General features: G+C 51.3%; 13 protein-coding genes. 3 read left to right on the top strand and 10 right to left on the bottom strand.

The genetic code is table 11. The features are described 5' to 3' along the window. Window positions 1–241: 241 nt before the first annotated feature. The 10 genes from EFO84_RS03335 to EFO84_RS03290 all read right to left on the bottom strand — a co-directional run bounded on the left by EFO84_RS03335 (window position 242) and on the right by EFO84_RS03290 (window position 20,556). The gene (locus EFO84_RS03335) at window positions 242–7,000 is read right to left on the bottom strand and encodes an Ig-like domain-containing protein (RefSeq protein WP_127346660.1); all 6,759 of its coding nucleotides are present in this window, start codon (window positions 6,998–7,000) and stop codon (window positions 242–244) included. A 328-nt stretch (window positions 7,001–7,328) separates the two neighbouring features. Beyond that, a complete protein-coding gene (locus EFO84_RS03330) occupies window positions 7,329–14,045 on the bottom strand; it encodes an Ig-like domain-containing protein (RefSeq protein ID WP_127346659.1) in 6,717 nt (2,238 codons plus the stop codon). 188 nt (window positions 14,046–14,233) lie between these two features. Next, on the bottom strand, window positions 14,234–15,496 hold the full coding sequence (locus tag EFO84_RS03325; RefSeq protein WP_127346658.1) for a HipA domain-containing protein: 1,263 nt from the start codon (window positions 15,494–15,496) through the stop codon (window positions 14,234–14,236). Then, complete coding sequence (locus tag EFO84_RS03320) at window positions 15,486–15,725, bottom strand: helix-turn-helix domain-containing protein (protein ID WP_127346657.1); 240 nt, start codon at window positions 15,723–15,725, stop codon at window positions 15,486–15,488. Before EFO84_RS03320 ends, EFO84_RS03325 begins: the two co-directional genes overlap by 11 nt. 194 nt (window positions 15,726–15,919) lie before the next feature. Then, complete coding sequence (locus EFO84_RS11745) at window positions 15,920–16,441, bottom strand: hypothetical protein (RefSeq protein ID WP_205701932.1); 522 nt, start codon at window positions 16,439–16,441, stop codon at window positions 15,920–15,922. Window positions 16,442–16,456: 15 nt separating this feature from the next. Beyond that, window positions 16,457–17,659, bottom strand: a complete 1,203-nt coding sequence (locus EFO84_RS03310; protein WP_127346656.1) for an AAA family ATPase — start codon at window positions 17,657–17,659, stop codon at window positions 16,457–16,459. Window positions 17,660–18,007: 348 nt separating this feature from the next. Further along, window positions 18,008–18,526 carry an ImmA/IrrE family metallo-endopeptidase gene (locus tag EFO84_RS03305; RefSeq protein ID WP_127346655.1) on the bottom strand — a complete coding sequence of 173 codons (519 nt, stop codon included), beginning with the start codon at window positions 18,524–18,526 and terminating at the stop codon, window positions 18,008–18,010. Between the two features lie 138 nt (window positions 18,527–18,664). Next, the gene (locus EFO84_RS03300; RefSeq protein ID WP_127346654.1) at window positions 18,665–19,744 is read right to left on the bottom strand and encodes a PIN domain-containing protein; all 1,080 of its coding nucleotides are present in this window, start codon (window positions 19,742–19,744) and stop codon (window positions 18,665–18,667) included. A gap of 131 nt (window positions 19,745–19,875) precedes the next feature. Then, window positions 19,876–20,349, bottom strand: a complete 474-nt coding sequence (locus tag EFO84_RS03295) for a hypothetical protein (protein ID WP_127346653.1) — start codon at window positions 20,347–20,349, stop codon at window positions 19,876–19,878. A gap of 27 nt (window positions 20,350–20,376) precedes the next feature. Next, on the bottom strand, window positions 20,377–20,556 hold the full coding sequence (locus tag EFO84_RS03290; RefSeq protein ID WP_127346652.1) for a hypothetical protein: 180 nt from the start codon (window positions 20,554–20,556) through the stop codon (window positions 20,377–20,379). Between the two features lie 175 nt (window positions 20,557–20,731). Between EFO84_RS03290 and EFO84_RS03285 the strand changes: the two genes are divergently transcribed. The 3 genes from EFO84_RS03285 to EFO84_RS03275 all read left to right on the top strand — a co-directional run bounded on the left by EFO84_RS03285 (window position 20,732) and on the right by EFO84_RS03275 (window position 23,243). Continuing rightward, window positions 20,732–21,325 carry a DUF6036 family nucleotidyltransferase gene (locus EFO84_RS03285; protein WP_127346651.1) on the top strand — a complete coding sequence of 198 codons (594 nt, stop codon included), beginning with the start codon at window positions 20,732–20,734 and terminating at the stop codon, window positions 21,323–21,325. An 18-nt stretch (window positions 21,326–21,343) separates the two neighbouring features. Beyond that, complete coding sequence (locus tag EFO84_RS03280; RefSeq protein WP_127346650.1) at window positions 21,344–21,724, top strand: hypothetical protein; 381 nt, start codon at window positions 21,344–21,346, stop codon at window positions 21,722–21,724. Window positions 21,725–21,797: 73 nt separating this feature from the next. Beyond that, window positions 21,798–23,243, top strand: a complete 1,446-nt coding sequence (locus EFO84_RS03275; protein WP_127346649.1) for a plasmid pRiA4b ORF-3 family protein — start codon at window positions 21,798–21,800, stop codon at window positions 23,241–23,243. Window positions 23,244–23,448: the final 205 nt, after the last annotated feature.

The raw sequence follows: 23,448 nt of genomic DNA, 5'->3' as shown, positions 1-23,448 counted from the left end.
TATAGGAGTAGCTGCTATAGCAAAAGAAATAAAAAGATGCTTAAAAACTTAGCAGAGAAGTCCCACTTTGCAAAGACAATGTAAAGAAAAATGCTAAGGGGAAATGCTAAGGGGCAGGCACTTAAGGCAAAGGGGCAGGCACTTAAGCTTTTTAATGCTTAAGTGCCTGCCCCTTAGAAGTTTTCCTTAAGTGCCTGCCCCTTAGGGGTTATGGGTTGGGGGCGGCTTAAGTGCCTGCCCCTTAGCAGTTTCCGTAGCGGAGAGAACGGCGGCGGAAGGCGAGTAACAGGCCGCCGAGGGTGATGAACCACCAAAACGAGCCAGTGGCTGGCCGCACTTCGATGACTTCAACCGGCTGGCGGACCTGCACGGTTAAGGTGCCCGTCGCTGAGCCGCCACGGCCGTCGCTGACGCTGTACGACACCGTCGCCACGCCCACGAAGCTCACTGCTGGGGTGAAGTTCACCGTGCTACCGCTGTACGACACGGTACCAGAACCAGAGCTCACCGATGCGCCGGTCAAACTCAGCACATCACCATCTGGGTCAGCATCGTTAGCCAGCACGTTGACGCTCACTGGGCGACCAGAAACCGTCGCCGCAGAATCAGCACCGAGCACCGGCATGCGGTTCTCAAGCACCGTCACGGTAGCGGTACCCACTGCCACACCACCATTGTTGTCAGTCACCACATAAGTGATGGTGGCAACCCCAGCAAAATCACCCGGCGATACAAACTGAATGCCGGTACGCGCAGCGTTCACAGTCACCGTACCAATATCCGCTGACGCGCTGACAATGCTCAAGCTATCGCCATCGGCATCGGTGTCGTTGGCCAGCGGCAGCAACGACGCGCTGCCACGCCATACCGCAACGGCAGTATCAGCCACCGCAACCGGCGCTGCGTTGCCACTTGAGTCAATGGCCACACCACCGAACACCTCAATAAAGCCATCCGCAGCACCATCGGTATCGTTCGCGCCACCGTCAGTGACCAGCAACTGCACACACCAATGGCCTTCGTTCAAGCCCGGCTGCCAAGCCGCTGAGCCCACCGTCGGGCACTCACCCAACACCGAACCAGCACTATACAACGCACCACCCGCACCTTCAGCGAAGGCACGCCACGCGCCATCTTGCCACAGCAAGAACTCAGCGCCCGCAGCCAGCGGCTCATCCAGCGGTAATACCACCTCAACTTGGTCACCAATAGCTTGGAACTGGGTGACATAGAACTGGTAGAACTCGCCATAGAAGCGATAGCTGCTGATATCTAAGCCGGCCTGGGTAAAGGCATTAAAGCTCTGGATACCCTGCACCGCATCTGGCGTTGCCGTCACCCGAATGCTGGCAGTATCGTTCAGCGTAGGGTACGCACCAATATGCAGCCCTGGCTGGGTATGTGCATACACGCCATCGGCCCAGATATCATTGGCGGTGAGCGCACGGTCTAAATACGCCGGGATACCGTTCGAGTTCAAGTCACCACGACCATCGTGGTAATCCGAGAAGCCGTTGTCGTTCTGATCCAAATCGCGCGACAAGTCCTCGTCTTCAGGGTTGTACTCAAACGCCATGATGCTGTCATCCGAGCCCGGCAAACGACCCGCCCGCACCATGATAAGCGCCGTAATCTGGTAGATCTCGGTGCCGGTATCAATGTTGATAGCGGCTATCTGATGGAATCCAGGTACCGCATCCGCTGGGATCACCACGGTAAACTCAGTCGCCGACACAAAGCTCAGGTCCATCGGCTTGGTGGCGAAGTTCTGACCAGGCGAGTAAAACAGCCCGGTAAAGGTCATATCCGCAGTCACCACAGGGAGATCGGAGCGCGATGGCACGGTCATGGTTAATTGCTCACCAGCCAGCGCGGTGGTGCGTCCGAGACTACCTATCACCTGAACCGGCGGCACTGGGCGACCTTGCGTCACCAATATCGCGCCAGACTTTCCGATATTCTCAGTGGCCGCAATACTGATCTCCAAGTACTCTCGGCCAACCTCTAGCGCTGGCAGCGATAACGTCGCTTCTGTAGCACCATCGGTAAAGGTCACTGTAGTCGGGGCATCGTTCACGACCATGTTCACCACATACGGGTAGCTTGGCGCTGGACCGCTCAAACTCACCGGCACCTCAACGGCAACACCGTTATCGACCCGGAAGCCGCGATGTAGCGATACCGTTGGGATCACCCGCACCGTTTGCGGCTTGCTGACCTGATTGCTACCGCTACCAGCACTCCAGGTAAAGGTATGCACACCTGAGGTGAAGGTTGCGCCCGACTGTAAGCCTGATACGGACACCGGTACCGGTGTGCCATCACTTAAGGTCGCCGTGGCAGTACCTAAATCGGACTGGTAAATAGCCACAGCTGGGCCTTCCGCTAGCAAGGTCACATCAGCCGGCGGCGTCAGGGTGATAGCGTTCGATGGAGCGCTAAACACCAGCGACACCTGGGCAGTATCATCTTCACCGGCGGCATCCCGTATGGTGTAGCTGAGCACGATGGTACCAACAAAGTTACCCTGGCCAGCAAAGGTCTCGATGCTGGTACCCACACCGGCAGCATCTTTCACCACCCGCACGTCAATACCGCCGCCGCCATTAATTACATCGGCATAAACGATATCCAGCACATCGCCATCCGCATCGTCGTCGTTGGCCAACACATCTAACCGCTGGCTCACGGCAAACTGATTGCTGGCAAAGGTAAAGCTGTCATCCACCGCAACTGGTGCGGTATTAGAAGACTCAACCACAATAGTGAATGGCCCCACGCTATCGCTTAAGCCGTCATTGTCGGTCACAGTGATGCTAATAGCTGCCCACTCACCCACATCATCACGGGCTGGGGTACCCGTCAGTGAGCCATCCGCTGGATTGAAAGTCAGCCAAGCTGGCACGTTTTCTTCGGTGAAGGTGAAGCTTTCATCTGGATCCACCGCTAAGTCAGGATCCGCGATTTCCGGCACGAAGCTGTAGGCTTGGCCATCAAGCAACGTCAGCTGCGGCGTATTGGTAATCATCGGCGCATCGTTGACGTTGACGACGGTAATCGAGAATGCTGGCAAGGACGCCGTTGCACCGGCTAAATCACGCACACCAATGACAATATTCTCGTACACGCCGACATCGGCATTGCGTGGCGTACCCGTCAGTATGCCGGTAGTAGGGTCGAACGTCGCCCACTCAGGCTTGCCTTCAATAAAGCCGGTTAATTTATCACCAACGTCCATATCATCACCGGTTGGCTCAAACAGGTATACGGCGTCTTGATTGACGCTGGTTACTGGCGTGCCGAAAATACCTGGCGCGTCGTTAACGTTATCCACAGTAATAGTAAATGCTGGCAACGCCGCAGACAGCTCGCCATCACTCACACTCAAGGTAAACGGACCATAGCTGCCGACATCGTCATTGCCTGGCGTGCCCGATAAAATACCGCTACCAGTGTCAAAACTCAGCCAGCTTGGCGCTGCGGGGCTCAAACTAAAGGTCAGCTGCGCACCTACGTCAATATCGTTGGCCGTCGGCTTGAAGTAATACGGCTGATCTTGGTCTACCCGAAGGTCAGGCGTGCCAGTGATGGTGGGTGCGTCGTTGACGTTGAGCACGGTGATATCAAAGGGCGGAGCAGAAGCCGTAGCACCTGCTAGGTCACTCACGCGAATGGTGATATCACGATACACACCAACATCATCATTGCTTGGCGTACCTGTCAACACACCGGTTTGTGCATTTAAATCCAGCCACTCTGGTTTATTGATACTGCTAAACGTCACCACGTCGCCGAGATCTTGATCGTCAGCACCAACCTCAACAAAGTACAGCTCGCCTTGATTGATCGTGGTGATGGGTACCAGACCAATAATCGGTGCGTCATTAACGTTCACCACGGTAATAGTAAAGCCTGGTAGTGAAGCCGAAGCGCCGGCGGTATCCGTCACAGTCACCACAATAGAACCGCTCACACCCACATCGCTATTGCCTGGTGTACCACTAATAGTGCCAGCATTAATGCTCAACCATGCCGGCGCGCCAGCATTCAAGCTCAAGGTCAGCTGATCGCCCACATCAATATCGGCAATGCTTGGGGTGAAACTCCACACTTGATCTTGCAGCACGCTTAAAGTTGTAGGCGCGCCGCTAATAGTCGGCGCATCGTTGACGTTAGTGACAGTGATAGTGAATGGGTCAAGCTTGGTAGTCGCTTTACCATCGGTGATGCCGATGATGATGTTGCTATGAGTGCCAACATCGCCATTGCCCGGTGTTCCGGTCAGCGCACCAGAGCTCTCGCTGAACGATGCCCAGCTCGGCTTGTTCTCGATGACATAGCTAAATGGTTCGTTATCGGCATCACTGCCGGTTGGCGTGAACTCATAGATAGCGCCTTGCGCCACGGTAGTAGCGGGAGTACCGCTGATCACTGGGGCGTTATTGAAGGTATAGCTGAACAACTCATAACCGTGGGCGTCGGTATTACCTCGCAAAATAAGCTTGCTACCTGATATACCCATAATGACCAATTCGGAATTGCGCGCCCCAGGGTTTAGCTCAGCCAGCAGTTCTACTCTCATGTCCGCAAGGTTGAGAGTGAACAACTCATAATAACCTGATTCTTCGCTACCGGCCGCGAAGACTAAACGGCCATCAATTTCATACATAGCGGCGCCGGTATGAAAAAAGTTAGTAAACGCCGAGGAATCGGCATCTAACAGGGTTTGCTCGGTATAGTCATAAACACCGATACCACCATTGTTTGTGTGGACTACCAGCTTGCCCTGGTATTCGATAGCGGCGGAGATATATTGCCCGCTAAATGCTGGCAACTCCGTCACCGTGCCATTAATGTCGAATTGATACAGACCTAGTTGACCGCTCTGCGTCTGCGCGCGAACGAGCATATAATTACTGTCCATCAAAAGGACATCAGTCCACAAATAAAGGTCGTTAGCGGAACCACCAAAGTCTTCAGCGCTGACCGCGCGCTCAATCGTCATGGTCAGCGGATCAAAAACATACCACCAGTAGTACTGCGTGGCGATGTCATAGGACTGCAGGTAGTACTTATTATTGAAATGATGAACTTCCCACGTATAGCTAATATCTAGGCCGCTGGTAAGGTCATTCAGAGCAACCACCTGCCCTTGCATATCAATCACATAAGGGCGCCACTGACTAAGAGAATTGTAGGCGCTATAGAAGATAAAGCCGTCGGTACCGAACATCTGGTCGATCGTATCCTCGGTCGAGGCAAACAATTCTGTGGTTGCACCAGTACCTAGATCATAACTATGCAGTTTGTAACCGCGCACGCCGTTAACGATGCTACTGTAAATAATCTGATTATCACGCCGTACTATCCCAGTCGTTCTGGTTTGTTGTTGCTGTGATATCGCGGTAAATGCAGATATTTGCTGCAAACTATTATTGCTATGGTTCAGCAGCATCACTTGTTCAGAATTTTCGATGACCTCATTGGTAGCGTCATCAACGCTAATCACTTCATTCAACACCGGAGTAGGCGGAACTGGCGGCTGCGCCGCATAGGCCTGCTGTGTTGTTGACGTGTCTGATAGCTGCTCTAGCTGCGGCTGCTCAGGATCAGCTGTGATATATTGTCCGGCCACATTGGCCCTGATGGCGCTATAATCATCGGCAATGGCGGCGATAGTAGGAAAGGAACTCAACGCAAACTGAGCTAAGTCAGCCACTAAATCAAGTTGTGGAACTTGCGGATCATAAACATAGAGTTCACGGCCGATAGTTGGCGTGTAAGCGTTAAAATAAACCGTGCCATTGAATTCAGTAAAATGCTCGGGAAACGAACCATTTACGCCCGCTACCATGTCAGCTAACGGCAGGAGTTCATCGGTACTGGTGTTAAGAATCCAAGGCTCTTGGCCAGTTTCACTAGTGCCGCGACTCATGTATATAGAAGAGCCAATCGTGGTGAACCCTTGGGCGCTATAGTTAGCGTGGCTGGTAATGACTTCAACGGCGCTGGTAAATTTCAGCAGGTCCCACTGCGTGCCGTTATAGCTGTTCCAGTACACGGCATCGTTAACCATAGTCAGGTTATTCGGTGAAGATGACCCAGAGCCTCCACGCTGATCGAGAACTATGCCATATCCAGAAAATGACGAGTCAAAGTCAACGACCATCGGCTCATGACCGTAGGTGTTGGTGCTGGTTGTCAAAAACAAACGACTACCAGACGCCACGATCTCCCCACCAAATGATATCGAACTGAGCCCCGGCTGAACTGTCGTGAGACTAAGTGTTTCAAAGCTGCTACCGCTGGTATAGAGATGCTGTAAAAACATCACATTGGCATTGCTGTTACCAGCTACCCATAGGCGATCGCCAGCATTGGCTAACTTACTGGCGTTATCAGTTTCATAATTAGTGAGATTCTGAGCCGAGGGCGACGTTTGCGCCGGATCGTACACATAAACATCACGGCGAAAAGTAACTGGTGTGGTTGCAATAAAATACAATTTACCGTCAAAAATGGTTAATGACTGTGGGCTCGATGATTGATTCACATCAGGCATGATATCAACGACTAATTGCGTTTCGCCGGTGCTACTATCGTAGCTAAATAATTCACTACCGGTTCCCCGCGCCTGCGCACGAAAATACAGCTTGCCGTCTAGCCAAGTGAGCTCTTGAGGATGCGAGCCGTTAGACCCATCATAAAGGTCATTCAACCGCGTCAAGACGTTTTGTTGCGGGTCAAAGGAATGAAGCTCATAGCCATAAAGCGGCTCATTACCCACTGTAGACAGATAGAGCAAGTCACCGCCAGCTGCTATATCAATAACGTTCAAGCTCGACGCCGACGATACCCCCGGCTGAATATCCTTCAGCAGCTCTACTTGCCCCACTGCTTGCTGCGCTTGCGCCGGCATGAAAAGTGCACCAAGTGCAACGAAAGTGAGCGCTTTAGCTGCAGCCAAAACGCCGTTGACAGATAGACCACGATGACCCATGGGAATTGCTCCGACCTAGAGTTTTTATTGGAGTTTTTGTTCTAGCCGGAGTCACCGCGACTGCGCTATAGCAAAAGCTGTATAGATTGCTTAAAAATTTAGCACACATTCCCCGCTTAGCAATATAAAAATTAACCTAATTTTAAAATTGTTAAGGCGGAAATGCTAAGGGGCAGGCACTTAAGGCTAAGGGGCAGGCACTTAAGCTTTTTAATGCTTAAGTGCCTGCCCCTTAGAAGTTTTCCTTAAGTGCCTGCCCCTTAGGGGTTTTGGGTTGGGGGGCGGCTTAAGTGCCTGCCCCTTAGCCTTTTCCTTAAGTGCCTGCCCCTTAGCAGTTCCCTTCGGAGTGAGAACGGCGGCGGAAGGCGAGCAATAGGCCGCCGAGGGTGATGAACCACCAGAACGAGCCAGTGGCTGGGCGTACTTCGATGACTTCAACCGGCTGGCGAACCTGCACGGTTAACGTGCCAGTCGCTGAGCCACCACGGCCGTCGCTGACGGTGTACGACACCGTCGCCACGCCCACAAAGCTGGCCGCTGGGGTGAAGTTCACGTTGCTACCGCTGTACGACACGGTGCCAGAACCCGAAGACACCGATGCACCAGTAAGGCTTAGCACATCGCCATCTGGATCAGCATCGTTAGCAAGCACGTTCACACTCACTGGGCGACCAGAAGTAGTAGCCGCAGAGTCAGCACCGAGCACCGGCGCACGGTTCTCAAGCACCGTCACCGTAGCGGTACCCACCGCCATGCCGCCATTGTTGTCGGTCACCACATAAGTAATGGTGGCCGCGCCAGCAAAGCTACCCGGCGATACATACTGAATACCAGTACGCGCAGCGTTCACCGTCACCGTACCAATATCAACTAACGCGCTGACAATGCTTAAGCTATCGCCATCGGCGTCGGTATCGTTGGCCAGAGGCAGCAACGACGCCGTGCCACGCCATACCGCAACAGCGGTATCGGCTACCGCAACCGGCGCAACGTTACCCGTTGAATCAATGGCCACGCCACCGAATACCTCAATGGCACCGTCGGCAGCACCATCGGTATCATTCACGCCACCGTCGGTAATGACTAACTGCACACACCAATGGCCTTCGTTCAAGCCCGGCTGCCACGCAGCAGAGTCAGCTGCTGGGCAAGCACCATAGGCGGAACTGGCACTATACAACGCGCCACCAGCACCTTCAGCAAAGGCACGCCATGCACCGTCTTGCCACAGCAAGAACTCAGCGCCAGCACCAATCGGCTCATCCAACGGCAGCACCACTGGCGCTTGGTCGCCAACAGTCACCAACTGTAACAGCAAGAAGCGGTAGAACTCACCGTAGAAGCGGTAGCTGCTGATATCCAAGCCTGCTTGCGTGAAGGCATTCAGCTCACCAAGGCTAAAGTCACCCATAGCGTCTGGGGTGGTGGCCACACGAATGCTGCTGATATCGCCGTCTAAACTCGGATAGGCAATAAAGTGCAGATCTTGCAAGGTGGTGGCATAGGCACCGTCCGCCCAGATATCATGCGAATTGAACGCACGATCTAAGTAAGCCGGAATACCGTTGCCGTTATCATCCCAACGACCTTCTTCGTAGTCGACAATACCGTTGTCGTTTTGATCCAACTCGCGTGACAAGTCTTCGTCGTTCGGGTTGTACTCAAAGGCCATAATGCTGTCTTCGGCAGCAGGAGATCGTGCTCGACGCACCACGATAGGCGCAATAACGACGGTTTCCTCACCGTCTCGAGTGCCAATCACCGCAATCAAATATACTCCGGGTGGTGTGAAGAGTGGCACAGTCACCGACACTCGGATACTATTTTCTAACACGATAAGGGAAACCTCCCCAGCATCAATATCCGGTGCGCCACTGGCTGGCAACAATACCGCCCGCAGTGTATCGGTGGCTTGAAACACCGGACCACTCTGTCTTGACGCAGCGTTAATCGGCACCTGCTCACCTGGATTTGGCGTCGGGTTTGAGGTTCTTCCGCTAATGGTTTTCGGCGGGCCCGGATTCAAAGGCGACACAGTGATCGAGCCATTTGCGCCAATATTTTCGGTTGAAGCAATGCTTATCTCAAAGCGTTCACTATCAGCCAGACCTGGCAACGACAGATTGGCGCTGGTACCCGATTGGAACACGACCTCACGCGCGCCACCATTCACCAGCAACTGCACGGTATGCGGATAGCTTGGTGCTGGTCCACTCAAGGTCACTGGCACAGACACACCAACGCCAGTGTTGGCCTCCACTTTAAGATCCTGCCCCAAGGTCACCTGCGGAATAATGGTCACGGTTTGTGGCTTACTCACCTCGTCACGACCCATTCCAGCAACCCAGGTAAAGGTATGCACACCAGACGTGAATACATCGGAATCCTGCGGCTTAATGAGCGATACAGCAAACTGCGACTCGCCCAAGGTAGCCGTAGCTATTCCTAATTGTTGCTGGTCAACCTTGGTCAACGCACCCGTAGCATTAATGGTGATATCGTCTGGCGTGATCAGGGTAATACCCGGTGAACCAATAAAGGTGAAGGTCACCGTAGCTGCACCAGAACGTGCATTTTGCCGGTCTTTGATAATGTACTCATAAACCACTTCGCCGATGTAGCCACTCGGTACGCTAATAGTCATACCAGTAACAGTGATTTTACCATCAACAACCGCGTATCTGAGCGCTCCAATACCTGGCCCTGATTTCTTTCCAAACTTGACGATGGTTATCGACTGCCCTTCGAAGTCGAAGTCGTTGTCGAAGATCGGGAATACCGTTGCCGGGTCAAAGCTATCTGTATCAACGGTGTAGGCGTCATCCACGGCAATCGGATCTTGATTCGACTCGGTTACAGTAATGGTAAACGGCCCGACGCTGTCGGTTAAACCACCACGGTCGGTGACGGTGATGGTAATGCCGGCCCACTCAGCGATATCGCCTGCACCTGGGGTACCCGTTAAGGCGCCGGTGCTGGAATCGAAGCTAGCCCAAGTAGGTTGATTAGCGATACTAAAGGTAAAGCTCTCTTCTGGGTCTACCCCAGTATCTGGGTCGCTGACCTGTGGCACAAAGCTATAAGCCTCGCCATCTTTGATAGTCAGCAGCGGTGTGTTGGTGATCACCGGCGCATCGTTGACGTTCGCCACCGTCAGGCTGAATGCCAATTCAGCACTCGCTTGCGCGCTATCGGTCACGGTCAATACGATGTTGCTAGTCACACCCACATCATTATTGGTTGGCGTACCACCGAGCACCCCAGTGCTGTCGTTATAGCTCAACCACTCCGGATTACCGCTGACCTCGACCGTATAGGTATCCCCAACATCAACATCATCAATGGTTGGTCTGAAGCTGTAGACCTGACCTTGGGTTGCGGTGCCGCTTGGCGTGCCAGAAATAGTCGGCGCGTCGTTAACGTTATCCACGGTAATAGTAAACGCTGGTAACGCCGCAGACAGCTCGCCATCACTGACACTCAAGATAAACGGACCATAGCTGCCGACATCGGTATTGCCTGGCGTGCCGTCTAAAATGCCGCTAGCGGTGCTGAAGCTCAGCCAGCTCGGCGCTGCTGGGCTCAGGCTGAAGGTCAGCTGCGCACCTACGTCAATATCGTCCGCGGTCGGTTTGAAGTAATACGGCTGATCTTGATCGACCCGAAGATCAGGCGTACCGCTAATAGTCGGCGCATCATTGACGTTGAGCACGGTAATGGTGAACTCCGGCAATACCGCAGTGGCACCAGCAAGATCGCTGACCACAATAGTAATTGGCCCATGCTGACCCACATCAGCGTTGCTTGGTGTGCCACTTAATAGGCCGCTAGTGCGGTCAAAGCTCAGCCACCGCGGCTCACCGACTACCACATAGGACAACTCATCGCCGACATCGATATCGTTACCCAGCGCCTTAAACTCATACAGCGCGCCTTGGTTGATCTCTAAGTCGGGCGTACCACCAATAGTCGGCGCATCGTTGACGTTCTGCACGGTGATGCTAAAGCCTGGCAGCGACGCAAAAGCGCCCGCAGGATCGGTCACGGTAACCACAATAGAGCCCGTCACCCCCACATCGCTATTGCCTGGCGTTCCGCTAATAGTGCCGCCATTGACCTGCAACCAAGCCGGTGCGCCGGCATTCAAGCTCAAGGTCAACTGATCACCCACATCAACATCGCCAATGGCTGGCGTGAAGCTCCACACTTGGTCTTGCAGCACGGTTAACGTTTCCGGAGCACCACTAATAGTCGGCGCATCGTTGACGTTGGTCACTTCAATGCTAAACACAGGCAGCTTGGTGGTGGCTTTGCCATCGGTAATACCAATGCTGATATTACTGTAGGTACCCACATCGCTATTGCCCGGGGTGCCGGTCAGCGCGCCGGTGACAGTGCTAAAAGAAGCCCAGCTCGGCTTGTTTTCAATTACATAACTAAACGGTTCGTTATCGGCATCACTGCCGGTTGGCGTGAAGGTATAGGTATCGCCCTGCGCAACGGTGGTGTCTGGCGTACCGCTAATAGTCGGTGCACGGTTATAAATCAGGGTGAACAACTCGTAGCCCACGTCGGCACGAAACGCCGGGGCAACAATTTGGTCTGACAGCTGCAACAGCGGGCCAATGTCCATGCTCGCCGCACCTGGCATGGTCGACACATAGGGAGTGATGCTGTTATCGGTTAAATTCAGCGCGAACAATTCGCCTGAACCATCGGTTAGGTTGTTACCCTTAACCAGTACCTGCCCCTCAAAAATCACCACTTGTTCGGCGAAATAGGTCACATCATTGATCGCCGGAGTATAGGAAGCAGTGCTCAACGAATCGGTGGCTAAATCGTACACACCAACTACGGCAGAAAAATCGGTAAAGACCAGTGTTTGATCAACCGCTTCAACACTATAAATAGGTTGATCGGCACCAACAATGGGTAATATTTCGCCGCTGGTGGTCAACATATATGGGGCAAAATTACCAATGCCAGCGACATTAAAAATCAAGCGATCAGCCGCGACAGCAATAACCAAACTGGCGTACGAGCTGGCCGAAGTACCCAAGCCAAACGCCGTCGCATCAAATGCGGGCTCAACAATACCGGTGCCTGGCTGGTAGCGATAAATACCTGTAGCACTGCTCGCTGCGTTCATCGCGCTGAAATACAAATAGCCGTTAAACGGCACCACGCGGCCTACTTCAATCACATCGATGCCAACGGTGACGCTATCGAATGTGACCAGCGATAAATCGGGTTGCAACAAATAATACTCGCGCCGAAAGGTACCTGGGTCGACCAGCTGCAATAGCACGCCTTCAGCACCAAAGTCTTGGCTGCTGCCGGGAATGAAGCCCGCTGGTAGGGTAATTTCAGTCAAGGCACCGGTAGCTTTGTGCATTGCGTAATAGCCAAAGCTCTCGGCAAAATTCACCGCAAAAATGATGTAGTCACCGAGAGTATGTAGTTGCGAGTAAAACGGCGCTTCGGTAGCCGACGAGAAGGTGGTCATTTTGGTGACCACACGGGTATCGACATTAACGCGGTAAATTTCGCGAGTATCTGGGCCTAAGCCGGCGTCTTGAATTTGCTCACGCTCTAGCGTTTCAGCGCGCTCTACCGTTTCAACGCCTTCTACAATAGGCTCTGAACCGGCTTGTGGCTGATCACCGGTAACGCCGATGAAAAACACGTCGCGGCCACTGGCAACGGCATTTTGCGCCCCACCAGAGTTAGCAGCCGAGCCCAACTCTGCCACCAAAGCAAATTCGGTGTCGGTGCCGCCAATGGCGATTAATTCATTGCCGGTATCGGGTAATTCAGCACCGGCATACACCACCCCATTGAGTTCCGTGAACCAGCGTGGGTACGAGGCTTGAGCTCCCGGTAGCAAATCACCGAGCGCTTGGAAGGTGTTGCTGCCCGGCACATAGCGCCATGGCTCTACGCCAAAATTGGGGATATCTGGGTCAAAATACAGACCGCTACTAGCCGCGTACAGCTGCGACACATAGTTGAAGGCGGTGCTGCTTGGGTGCTCAGTCAGCGTAGTTTCGCCTGCCGCGATGCTTTGCAGCGAAAAGCCTGAACCGCCACTGGCATAATCAAACCACCAAAACCGGCCATCGCTCAACACCACATTGCGGTTATTAAAGGTGCCTGCCAACGAGGGGGCATAGGTAACAGTCTGTTGAACGGTATCAAATAACACCGCGCCGCCCAATGGGCTGTATGGCAGTGCCACAATCACGCCGTCTTGGCCTTTGATAGCGCGCGGGCTATAAAAATTGGCCGAGCCGATAGCCGTAGGAGCCGGGATATCAACGCGAGTAAAGCCAGCACTGCCGGCCGTATGGCGGTATAAAAAGTATTTTTCGTTGGTGTTCGGGTCGGTTTCTGCGCCGGTCAGCACCATCCACAGGCCACTGCCAGTAGCGACTAATCCGCTCCAACTTGTCGGGCCGGTCATGGCAATGGTTTCGCCAGTCGCAGAGTCGTACTGAAACACTTTAGGCGTATTGGTGCTATCGACCCCATTAAAATACAGTTTGTTATCAAATACTACGAAACTATTCGGCGAGGTGTTTTGAAAATCTTGCGGGGTTAAATCAACTACGAGCTCAACGCTATTCTCAACCGGGTCGAAAACGAACAGTTCTTGACCTTCTACATAGCGGCCGGCACGGAAATACAACTTGCCGTCATATTCCTGAAACTCCGATGGGAAACTAGACGATTGGCCGGGGCGGATATCGCTGACTAAACGCAATTGGTCGGTAGCTGGGTCATACTCATACAACTCATAGCCAAGATGAAGCTCACCGGTAGCGGCCATATACAACTTGCCGTTGAAGCTGGTCATCTCGTTGATGTTCAAGCCGGGGAATTGGCTGAGCCCGGGATTGACGTCTGCCAGCAGCTCAAAGCTGGGGAGCGACTCTTGCGCCGCTGCCGTTGTCGGCATAGCCGCGCTAACCACCGCGCCAGCTGCGAAAACCAATGCTATAGCCTGAGCTATAGCGCCTTTGAGTGAAAAACCACGACCAACCATGGGAAACTCCAGAACCTGATGAATTTGTTGTTATAGGTACTGCGCTATAGCAAACGATGTAGACTTAGGTGTTAAAAAATAGCCGAATTATCAGAATTTTGCAAAGTAAAAAACATGAAAGGCTAAGGGGCAGGCACTTAAGCTTTTTTCGCTTAAGTGCCTGCCCCTTAGCCTTAAGTGCCTGCCCCTTAGCATTTCAATTGCGCCGAAAACTCGTCAATAGCCAATGAGCTGATCTGTCGTAACATACGTAGTTCGCCGGGTATGCCATTCGCTTCTAGCTGTGCGATGAGCGCATCGGCAGCGGGCCGTATCACTTGCAACAGGCGATCAATTTCACGGTTCGCAATTGCCGTTCGCAAGCCCAATAGAGTTGCCGCTTCCAGCAAATGCTGACGCCGTACTTCGGAAAAGCGCGTGGCGCCCGGTAATGGTTGTGACAGTAACGCATCCGCATACTGGTGCGGCGCCTCATAGATAACAGTAGACAGTAAATCATAATGAGGGCTCAGATCGAGTCCATCGGCGCGCATGTCGAACGACAAATTTTTTAAATGTGCATCACCGTTGCCAAGCAAAAAATTGAACACCAGCCAGCGATAGATACGCAAGGTGTTCTGAGCCTTTCGCCGCGTCTTGCTCAGCAGCAAAGCAAGATTTTCAAGACTACTTTCGCGATACTTAGCATGCGCTGGCAGCCCTAAAACTTGGCATCCATCGAGCACATGCAGGCGCGTCTGGTGTGGATAGCAACCCTGCCGATCAAAGCGCTCGACCAAGTAAATCGCTTCTGGCACGTAATCGACTGCCACTGGGGGCACCCACAGACCGCACGCATCTGCCAAGCGCATCACAAACCACTCGTTTCGGACGGTAAATGGATAAAGCTCTGGTTGGCTGTGTTCCGGCTTCAGAATGTGGCTCGATGGCGTGTCACCCACGGGTTCGAAATACTGTTGCCCGTCGGCAATCAACAGCATCTTATGTTGGGCGCCGGCCAACGACATGCGTTTGCGCTCGCCATCATTCAGTGGCAGACGCGGCAGTTGGCGAATGCGACGACTCAGCTCAGCCTTTGCGAGCGGCTCCGCTGACGCTGCTGGTAACACCTCACCAGGCGCCAATAGCGTCAAGGCACCCGCCGATTCCGCACCGACCGCTTGCAACAGCGCAAAGCTGTCGTCGACCGCCAACCTATGGTGCTGCGCTAATAATTGCCGAGCTTGCTCCTCAGGCAATAAATTATCAAACCACCACTGCACCGGGCGCAGATTAGCGCTATCGATAAATGGCTCGTCTTGCAGCGGCAAACGGGGCGCAATGGCAAAAGCATCCTCAGCACTCAGCCAACTGGCCGAGTAGTGAAACTGCCACCAGCCATCGTGCTCGCTCAACAGCCCTACCTGGCGCTGATTGAACCAAACCGCCAGTTGACGCGACTTAGCGGGCATCGTGTTCACCAAGTTCTGGTGGTAAATCAATCCACACCTTGATGCCGAGTGCATCGAGCAACTGCAGCGCCTTCGCCAGTTGCACGGTCGGTTTGCCGTTTTCGAATTGACTCACAAAAGTCAAGCCACAGCCAGCCACCGAGCCGGCCGTGACCTGGTCGAGTTGCTGCGACTTACGAACCGCCCGAACTAACCGCCCCAACTGCTGGGTATCTTTCACTTCAATCACAGAACCCCCTTAGCATATTTATGCAATCGCATAAATATAGCCTCAATTGGGCTCATTTGCCAAGTAATTTATTCGATCGCATAAATTCTGCACTCTAAGTGACTTCAATCGCCACTATTTTTGCGATCGCATAAAATGCTTAGGGGCATCCGGCCCATTTGGGCCTCCGCATTGAGGGCATGAAGTAAGTATCGCTAATGCTCATTACTCACAATCTTTCGCAGTCTGACTACTTCAGGTTTATCGGTACCATCGATAACTGGTCTCGGAAATAACTGACCATATGAATTTCTGTCAGTTGGTTTACCAGCTAGCTGAGGATAAAGAGTTGCTTTGCAATGATCTGCATTAGCACCATTAGGGATCTGTTGCCCAAGAACGCACAACAACATTCCTTCCAAGCATACAGGTTTAGAAATGATTAACTCGATATTTCCTTGGCGCGCGTTCTTTAAAGCGTCAGCATCAATCGGAATATCTTCATCAAGAAGTAACAACCGTCGATCATAATCGGCATACCGATATTTCCTGATAACATGTTGAATCATGACCGCTGGTGAACCGCCATCTGCAGTATCTACGGTCACCTTTTGGCCAGAGTCATGACTGTACAACCCTTTTAAATGGTTAATGAAAGCTCGGTCCGCAGGGCCTTCGCCAACAGCCAGTAATGTCGCAACTTTAACACGCCGTCTTGGCCTTCCTTGTCTCGCCATACAAATGCTCCCTGCTTATAAGTTCGGTACAGCCTCTAATGCGCCCGCCATATATTTTGCATACAAATTGTCGTCCGCGCGCAAACCGGCTACGTCATCGAGTCGCCATGATTCACTATTCAACGCAGCCTTTTCAACCAAGTAAACTTGGTGTTTTTGCAGCACGTTTAGAATCTCAGGAGTATGGCAGCTAAATACAATTTGGGCATTATGTGGATTAGTAGTTTCGTACCTAAACAAGTCCAAAAGATGCGGAAGCATATGTGGATGAAGATCATTATCAAGCTCATCAATTACCGCAATACCGCCATGTACAAGGACGGGTATTAAGCTTGTTAACAGTACAAACGCAGACTTTGTCCCACTGGATTCCTCCCTAAACCGCAGTTCAAAACGCCCCTGTTCAGACTGATGTACGCCATAAGGAACAGCTATTTCTTGTTCCTCTCCACTTTCCTTAGCGAAAACTTTTTCTTTACGAATTACAACATCCGTCATCCCAAGATCGAGCCGCGACAAACATTCGACAACACGTTTACGAAGGTCTTCGTCATCCAGCAGGTCATGTGCAGAGCCAATCAAAGCGTTATCATCATAATGAAAGCGGCCATATACATGGACATTATGCCGAATAGACTGAGCAAATTTCACAAATGCCAATGCTTCAGGCACGTCAAAACTATACGCGGCTGATAGCAATGACGCATTTCGTCGAATCTCACGCGCCTTTTTAGGAGAAAATGAAAAATCCCGCTGCTTATAGTTGACCTTAACTTCGCCAGATCGAGCCTCAACAAACTCACGAACAAAAATAAAACTGTAGAGACGGCTGGTTTTTTTATAAAGCGCTTCAGATACCACCTGTCGATCTTTAAGCGTCAGCGAATATTTATACTGTTCGCCATTAACAATAAAGCGCAGAACAAAGGTGGTCAGGGCTTGCTCATTCAATAAATGAGGTCGATAGGGCAGCTTTACATCGGGCTCAAGATTGAGAAACGATGACGATATAAACCAACTCAGAAAGGCCAGTGGTTTGATAAACTGCGTTTTACCCGCTCCATTTGGCCCAATCACAGCAACAGCTTTGTTGACTCGCTCGTCATCAGCTAAGTTGATATCAAAGCTCGACTGCATTGGCTTCTTTCCCATCTCAAAGGAAAGAACCGCCTCGCCTGCGAAGCTATAGAAATTGGAGAACTCTAGATTTAGTATCATAGTGAGCCGCTTTTAACAAATTTTTGTAGATTATGGTTCACAATGATGGTTTTAGCAAGGGCGATTACGTTAATCTAATCGGGAGGGATAGCCTCGCTAAGATGTGGGGGGTTGATTATCCTTTGGCGGATGCCTTTACCGCGCTGCTACCGCTGCAAACACGACACTTCCAGGCGCAACGCGCGCGATAGCCACTAATCAAAACAACGAGATCTTCCGTGAGGCGGCAACGCCGCCGGGGTTTGGCTGCGCAGCAGGCAAACCCCATCTTTTGCGATGCCGCGTTAACTGCCTGCACCTTAGCACAGGCGAGGCTTAAGTGCCTGCCCCTTAAGCAATGCCTGCCCCTTAAGCAATGCGCAAATTCTTCAGCCGATAATGCAGCGCCGTAATCGAAACGCCAAGGGTTTCGGCCAACGCAGTCAATGATTCCGCGCGCGCAAAGAGCTCGGGCATCCATCGGCGCGGCATAAGCAATTCAGCGGCAAAGGCATTCGCATCCGTTTCAATGGGAGTATCGTTATCGAAGCGGTCATCGCGCATACGGGGAGTCTTTTGGTCAACATGCTTGAGCATCACGTGACCGAGCTCATGCGCTTGGGTGAATCGCTGACGGGCCAAGGATTCTTGATTATTGAAAGAGCATTTGTACTGCGCAGCGCCCTGCTCCACCCATTCAGCCATACCGCTCGCGCCATTCAAGTCAGCTGTTGACGCGCCAACCAATTCTATCAGTGGCGTGCCACCATCACGCTGGCGCAGCGCATTTAGGGTGCGCACAATCTTCTCGGGGTTCACGGGAAATTTCCCATCCCAAGCGATCTTCGCGACCTGTTGCGCAATGTTCTCAGCGTTCTGAATGCTCATATGCGGCTCAACTGAAAGACTGGTGATGATTATAGCCTAACTCATGAAAAGGTGGTAACCGGCGGCAACGCCGCCGGGGTTTGGCTAGCATCAAGGCTTGAAACTCATAAAAAATAAGGTGCACAAATGTCAATTTACCTAGTCAGTATTATACATACGACGAATAACATCAGAATGTGAAGGGAGTATCACCTGCCCAGTACTGTAGTCTAATTGGCACAGTTTTATGGCGAAAACGATCGTATTCGCTGTGCCTGGATCGGGAACTTCATCACGCAAGTTAATTAGCTTTTTCCAAGTCTTTCCGCTCATACTGTGCGGCGTTGTCAAAAAATTAGCTATAGTTCCGTTCAAATAATGATGTCCCGTTCGTGTGTGTCCAATGTTGCCACCCCGTAGCCCTATATTTGGGGGTGCATTCTTAACTGTTCTGCTATCTTGTCCCTTATCAGAAGGGCTCTCAGCAACTCGCAAAGTATACTTAACTTCATAAAGGGCTTTGCGTTCAAAGCTTACTGACACAATTAGATCAGTACTCGTTGCCCCCCATAAAACAATAAGCAGCTCCCCTTCAGGGGTTTTAAAGACCCACTTAGGTTTAGTCGGATTAGAATCGAAGTAACACCACCCAAAACCCACAAAGTCAAAAAGCGTATATTTGTGGCCATCGCGCACTCCATGCCATCCTGCTGAGCTCGCTCGCACATAGACACTGCCAGCTTTAGAAGAAAATGGAAACGTTCTGATGATGAGATCAGTGTTTATATTATATTGCCCGGAAGCCTCTAAAATATTTCTTCGGAGTGTGACAGCCGAGTGTGCAGGAATACCATGCTCCCGAAGCTTGCGAATGAGATCTATGTCTCCAGTTACAACGCTTGCATCAAGTTTTTTCGCCGCACTGTAGATGTGAGCATCAGTACCAAACTCGGCCTCACATAAAAGGATATCGTTCAAGTCATCATCGATTAACCAGTCAAATTTAACTGCCGATTGATTGAGAGCTATGTAAAATAGTGGTGGATTATCCCGGTATTTTTTAACGGCGTGTAAGGCTTCTTCTATTGTCCGTGACGATACAATCACGACGCCGCCCGATTGAGCTATCAGTCCCAGCAGCTCTCTAACATAAGAATTACTGATCAAGCACACGTGAAGCAGCGTGTTGGTATCGAGCAGATAGCGAGGGCCTTCAAAAGCATCTTTAGCTTTACTCATGGCGTTAAGCCTATTTAGTTTTCGGTCTTAAGAAACGGTATTAAAATTCCTATTTATTCCTAGTACCATGACAGATTGACCATTTTTCTGTCCAAGGTCGGCGATGCGGCGCTAACTGCCTGCCCCTTAAGTCACTTAACCACTTTTAAATGCCTAGTGTTCCCACCAGGGATAGCAATCTCACCTTCAAGATGGTTATCGCGAGGTAATTCAAATGGCGGGTGACTATTTAAGTCTACAAGCTTGATCTTGTGATCACTGAATCGTTGGAAATTGAGCACGTAGGCAGATAGCCAATCACCCCGATTTCCCAAACTGACAGAATCGTAGCACGGAATACCAATATGGTAGTGCCACAGCATATGCTTACGTGCAAACTGCACTTTAGCAACAAACTGTCGGTCGTTAGTATCGACGTCAGTAGATTCCTTCAGCCGACCCGGAAAATGCATTGCATCGCCAAAGCCATGGGCAAGATAGCGTTCTATAAACTGATTAAATTTTGCTTGATCTGAAAGTTCATTAGGGTGACAACGCGGAGGCGATACACTCGCATTCATGTAGATTTTTAAAAAGTGAAAACTTACTGATACCTGTCGTTCCATGACAATTATCCTCGAGGATGACTTCCCTTAACCTTCTTGTGTGACCAGCTGGTAGTACGCGGCTTCCAACTCACGGTGTATTTCTGCCCCTGTCATCGGCCCTTTCAGCACGATAACTTCGCCAGAGTCCTTACCCTCAACAGCCTCAGCCATGCGAGCCAAGTCAAACGAGTAGTTGGATGAGTTGTTTCCCTTAGCATCCGACATGCGGAATAGCTCCTTTAGTTCTTTTTGCGTGAACGGGTTGTAATGATAGTAACTGAGCGAAATTTGGTCAAATTTGATTGGTTAGAGGCGGCAACGCCGCCGGGGTTTGCCAGTTTTACCGAAGGTGGTCTAACATTGAGGCTTCACGGAGTCTTAATCACAAGGATGAATGCAAATGCCAATCAACACCTCGAGCCCACTAAGCCAAGCTATTATCGAACTTCTTCAGAATATTGACCAGGAACTCACGGAACAGCTTGCAGCAGCCCCCGGTGGCGCTATAAAGGCCTATATTTTCGGTGGATGTGCAACTCACCTATTCGTAAACAGTCGTGCAAGTAACGACCTTGACGTTGCTATGGTTGCCAAAGAGGGACTGAATATCGGTGAGATCAAATTTGTTACTAATACAGCATACTATGATCATCCGGACTATGGTCCCTCGTTGATCGAATTTGATAAGACTTTTAATGTAGACTCCACACCTGTAGTCAGTCCCGACTATCGAGATCGAGCTATTCCGCTGGAAACTGGAAATAAATATCTAGATTGCTATGTAGCGAACCCTGTCGATATTGCTGTTTCGAAATTATCCCGATGCGCAGCGGACGATGTTTCTGATATCTTAGCGCTTTACACAAACGGCTGTTTCACCATTGAATCATTCGCTGAGCGAGGCTATGAAGCGGCTGAGTATCACCATGACCCTGAGAAGTTGCGCTCAAATATTGAGCACGTTATACTGCAACTCAAGAAACATCAGCAGTAGACGGTTATAGGCATTGACATGATGAATCTTCAACACGCATTTGACCAATTGGTCAAACAGCCCAATTCAAACCTCTCTAAGAACCGCTTAGAGCAGGTTGCTTTGGCTGTGTGGTATGGAGATTTCGTTCCTAATGTGAACCGCTACAAAGGCCGCCAAGCCGCTCAGGCTGGGTTTGTGCTTGATAAACTCAGTCGCTTTAACTGCCTGACCGCGGAACAAAAGCTCCGCGTACGTGAGCCTCTCCATAGCCTAAAGACTGAGGCGGCAGGCTTTTCGTCGGTGCAAACCAAGGATAGTCTGGCGAAGATGTGGGGAGCTGATTATTCGTTAGCCGACGCCTTTACTGCGCTATTACCGCTGCAAACAAGACACTTCCAAGCGCAACGGGCGCGATAGTTGTGAGCCCCCCCGGAAAATCCGAGCAGTTATAAGTAGAAAATTCCGTTAAACTAAAACGAAGGAGTTTTCTATGCCCAAATACATCGATCTCGAAATCACACTCAACGACACGCCCTACCCGATCACGCGAACTCTGCGGGTGCCGGCGGCGACCGACCTGCATCAGTTGCATCACTACATTCAGCTAGCAATGGGTTGGGAACTCAGCCATTTGCATCTGTTCACCACCATAAAAGGTACGTTTACCGACTATTTTGACGACGTTGAGCCGAGTGACGATCAACCTGAGTTTGGCATCAAAATCACCGAGGTCTTGCCGCGAAAGGGCAGCGCCATGACGTATTTATATGACTTTGGCGATGATTGGGAACATACGGTGCGTCACCTTGGCAGCGTAATAGACGCAAATGAACTAGGCGTGAGATTGCGTAAAGCTACTGGAGCGTGTCCAGAGGAAGACAGCGGTGGCATCTGGAATTTACCTAAACGCAGCACGCGTAAGCCGGACCTCACGCTCTTACAACAACGTTTAGATGAGTTTTACCATTTAACCGTTACCGACGGCGTGGCACCACAGCCGGCCTTTTGTACAGTACATGGCTTCGACCAACTCGACGAAGACGAAGACATCGAGCAATTTCAACACCCTCTAAGTAATGCAGCCGATCAAGCGATGCGTTTTCATATCTACGATACCATTGAAGACCTGTACGGCTTTGAGCATCTCCAACCCTTTGATAATGATCCTTTCGGCTATCGTCCCCTACACATTCAAGCGCCACCCGTTGAGTTAGCAAAGGACGCTCCTATTGTGCGCGCAGTCATGCCGATGTTGGTCGATATGTTGAGTAAACAAATCAAGTTCACCAGTAGTGGCTATTTACCGGTTAAATACGTGAAAGCCATGTTTGCTGAATTGAGCGACGACCGCTATCCCATGATCCGTGAATTGCAGCGGTATCAGCCCAGCTCTGAGTCTGTTGTTAAAGCAGTGACTGTGCTTCGTCACATTTTGCTGATGAGTGGCATAGTTGAAACCACGAAAACAACAATGGGACTTACCCTCAAAGGCCTAGAACTAGTGGCAATGCGCGACTACGCACAACTCTACTTAGTATTGCTCGAGACAACACTGCGCAAGTTTAACTGGGGGTACATCACCTACTCCAATGAATGCCCATTACAGCAGAGCGCGGCGCCAATCATGCTATTACAGAGCAGTTTACTGCATCCGCAAACACCGGTAAGTGATGAAATGCTGTACGACCTACTCGCGGGAATAGTTGCCGGCATTATGCGGGAGCCCATCGAGCGCAAAATTTGGCACGAAGAAGACGAAGATCCACGCAAGTTTCTATTTCGGCAACGCTACTGTTATTTTTTCGGATTGCTCGGCATTTGGGAACATGGAGCGAAACCCAACTTTCTCGCGGCGATTACCGAGTCACGACAAATAACAGTTACCGAGCTTGGCCGCTCGTTGATTGGTTTTAAGAAAGGGGCGAATGTGCGGTGAATGCGCGCTACTCACGAAAATGCGGCCGAAGCCACGAGAAGTGGATCAAAATTAATGGCCGAAAGTGGGTCAGTTTAGTTGGCCATTAACACCCTTAACCTTCTTGTGTGACCAGTTGGTAGTAGGCAGCTTCCAACGCACTGTGTATTTCTGCCCCTGTCATCGGCCCTTTCAGCACGATAACTTCGCCAGAGTCCTTACCCTC

Origin of the sequence: Pseudidiomarina mangrovi, assembly GCF_003999375.1 — a bacterium.
Taxonomy (GTDB): Bacteria; Pseudomonadota; Gammaproteobacteria; order Enterobacterales; family Alteromonadaceae; genus Pseudidiomarina; species Pseudidiomarina mangrovi.
Note: the sequence above shows the minus strand (reverse complement) of the source record. Positions and strands in the feature narration are given on the sequence as shown.

Bases quoted from the DNA above. Each gene is read 5' to 3' on its own strand.
- EFO84_RS03310 (WP_127346656.1), bottom strand. From the start codon at position 17,659: ATGATACTAAATCTAGAGTTCTCCAATTTCTATAGCTTCGCAGGCGAG.
- EFO84_RS03300 (WP_127346654.1), bottom strand. From the start codon at position 19,744: ATGAGTAAAGCTAAAGATGCTTTTGAAGGCCCTCGCTATCTGCTCGAT.
- EFO84_RS03290 (WP_127346652.1), bottom strand. From the start codon at position 20,556: ATGTCGGATGCTAAGGGAAACAACTCATCCAACTACTCGTTTGACTTG.
- EFO84_RS03305 (WP_127346655.1), bottom strand. From the start codon at position 18,526: ATGAGCATTCAGAACGCTGAGAACATTGCGCAACAGGTCGCGAAGATC.
- EFO84_RS11745 (WP_205701932.1), bottom strand. From the start codon at position 16,441: ATGGCGAGACAAGGAAGGCCAAGACGGCGTGTTAAAGTTGCGACATTA.
- EFO84_RS03325 (WP_127346658.1), bottom strand. From the start codon at position 15,496: ATGCCCGCTAAGTCGCGTCAACTGGCGGTTTGGTTCAATCAGCGCCAG.
- EFO84_RS03285 (WP_127346651.1), top strand. From the start codon at position 20,732: ATGCCAATCAACACCTCGAGCCCACTAAGCCAAGCTATTATCGAACTT.
- EFO84_RS03295 (WP_127346653.1), bottom strand. From the start codon at position 20,349: ATGGAACGACAGGTATCAGTAAGTTTTCACTTTTTAAAAATCTACATG.
- EFO84_RS03280 (WP_127346650.1), top strand. From the start codon at position 21,344: ATGATGAATCTTCAACACGCATTTGACCAATTGGTCAAACAGCCCAAT.
- EFO84_RS03275 (WP_127346649.1), top strand. From the start codon at position 21,798: ATGCCCAAATACATCGATCTCGAAATCACACTCAACGACACGCCCTAC.
- EFO84_RS03335 (WP_127346660.1), bottom strand. From the start codon at position 7,000: ATGGGTCATCGTGGTCTATCTGTCAACGGCGTTTTGGCTGCAGCTAAA.
- EFO84_RS03330 (WP_127346659.1), bottom strand. From the start codon at position 14,045: ATGGTTGGTCGTGGTTTTTCACTCAAAGGCGCTATAGCTCAGGCTATA.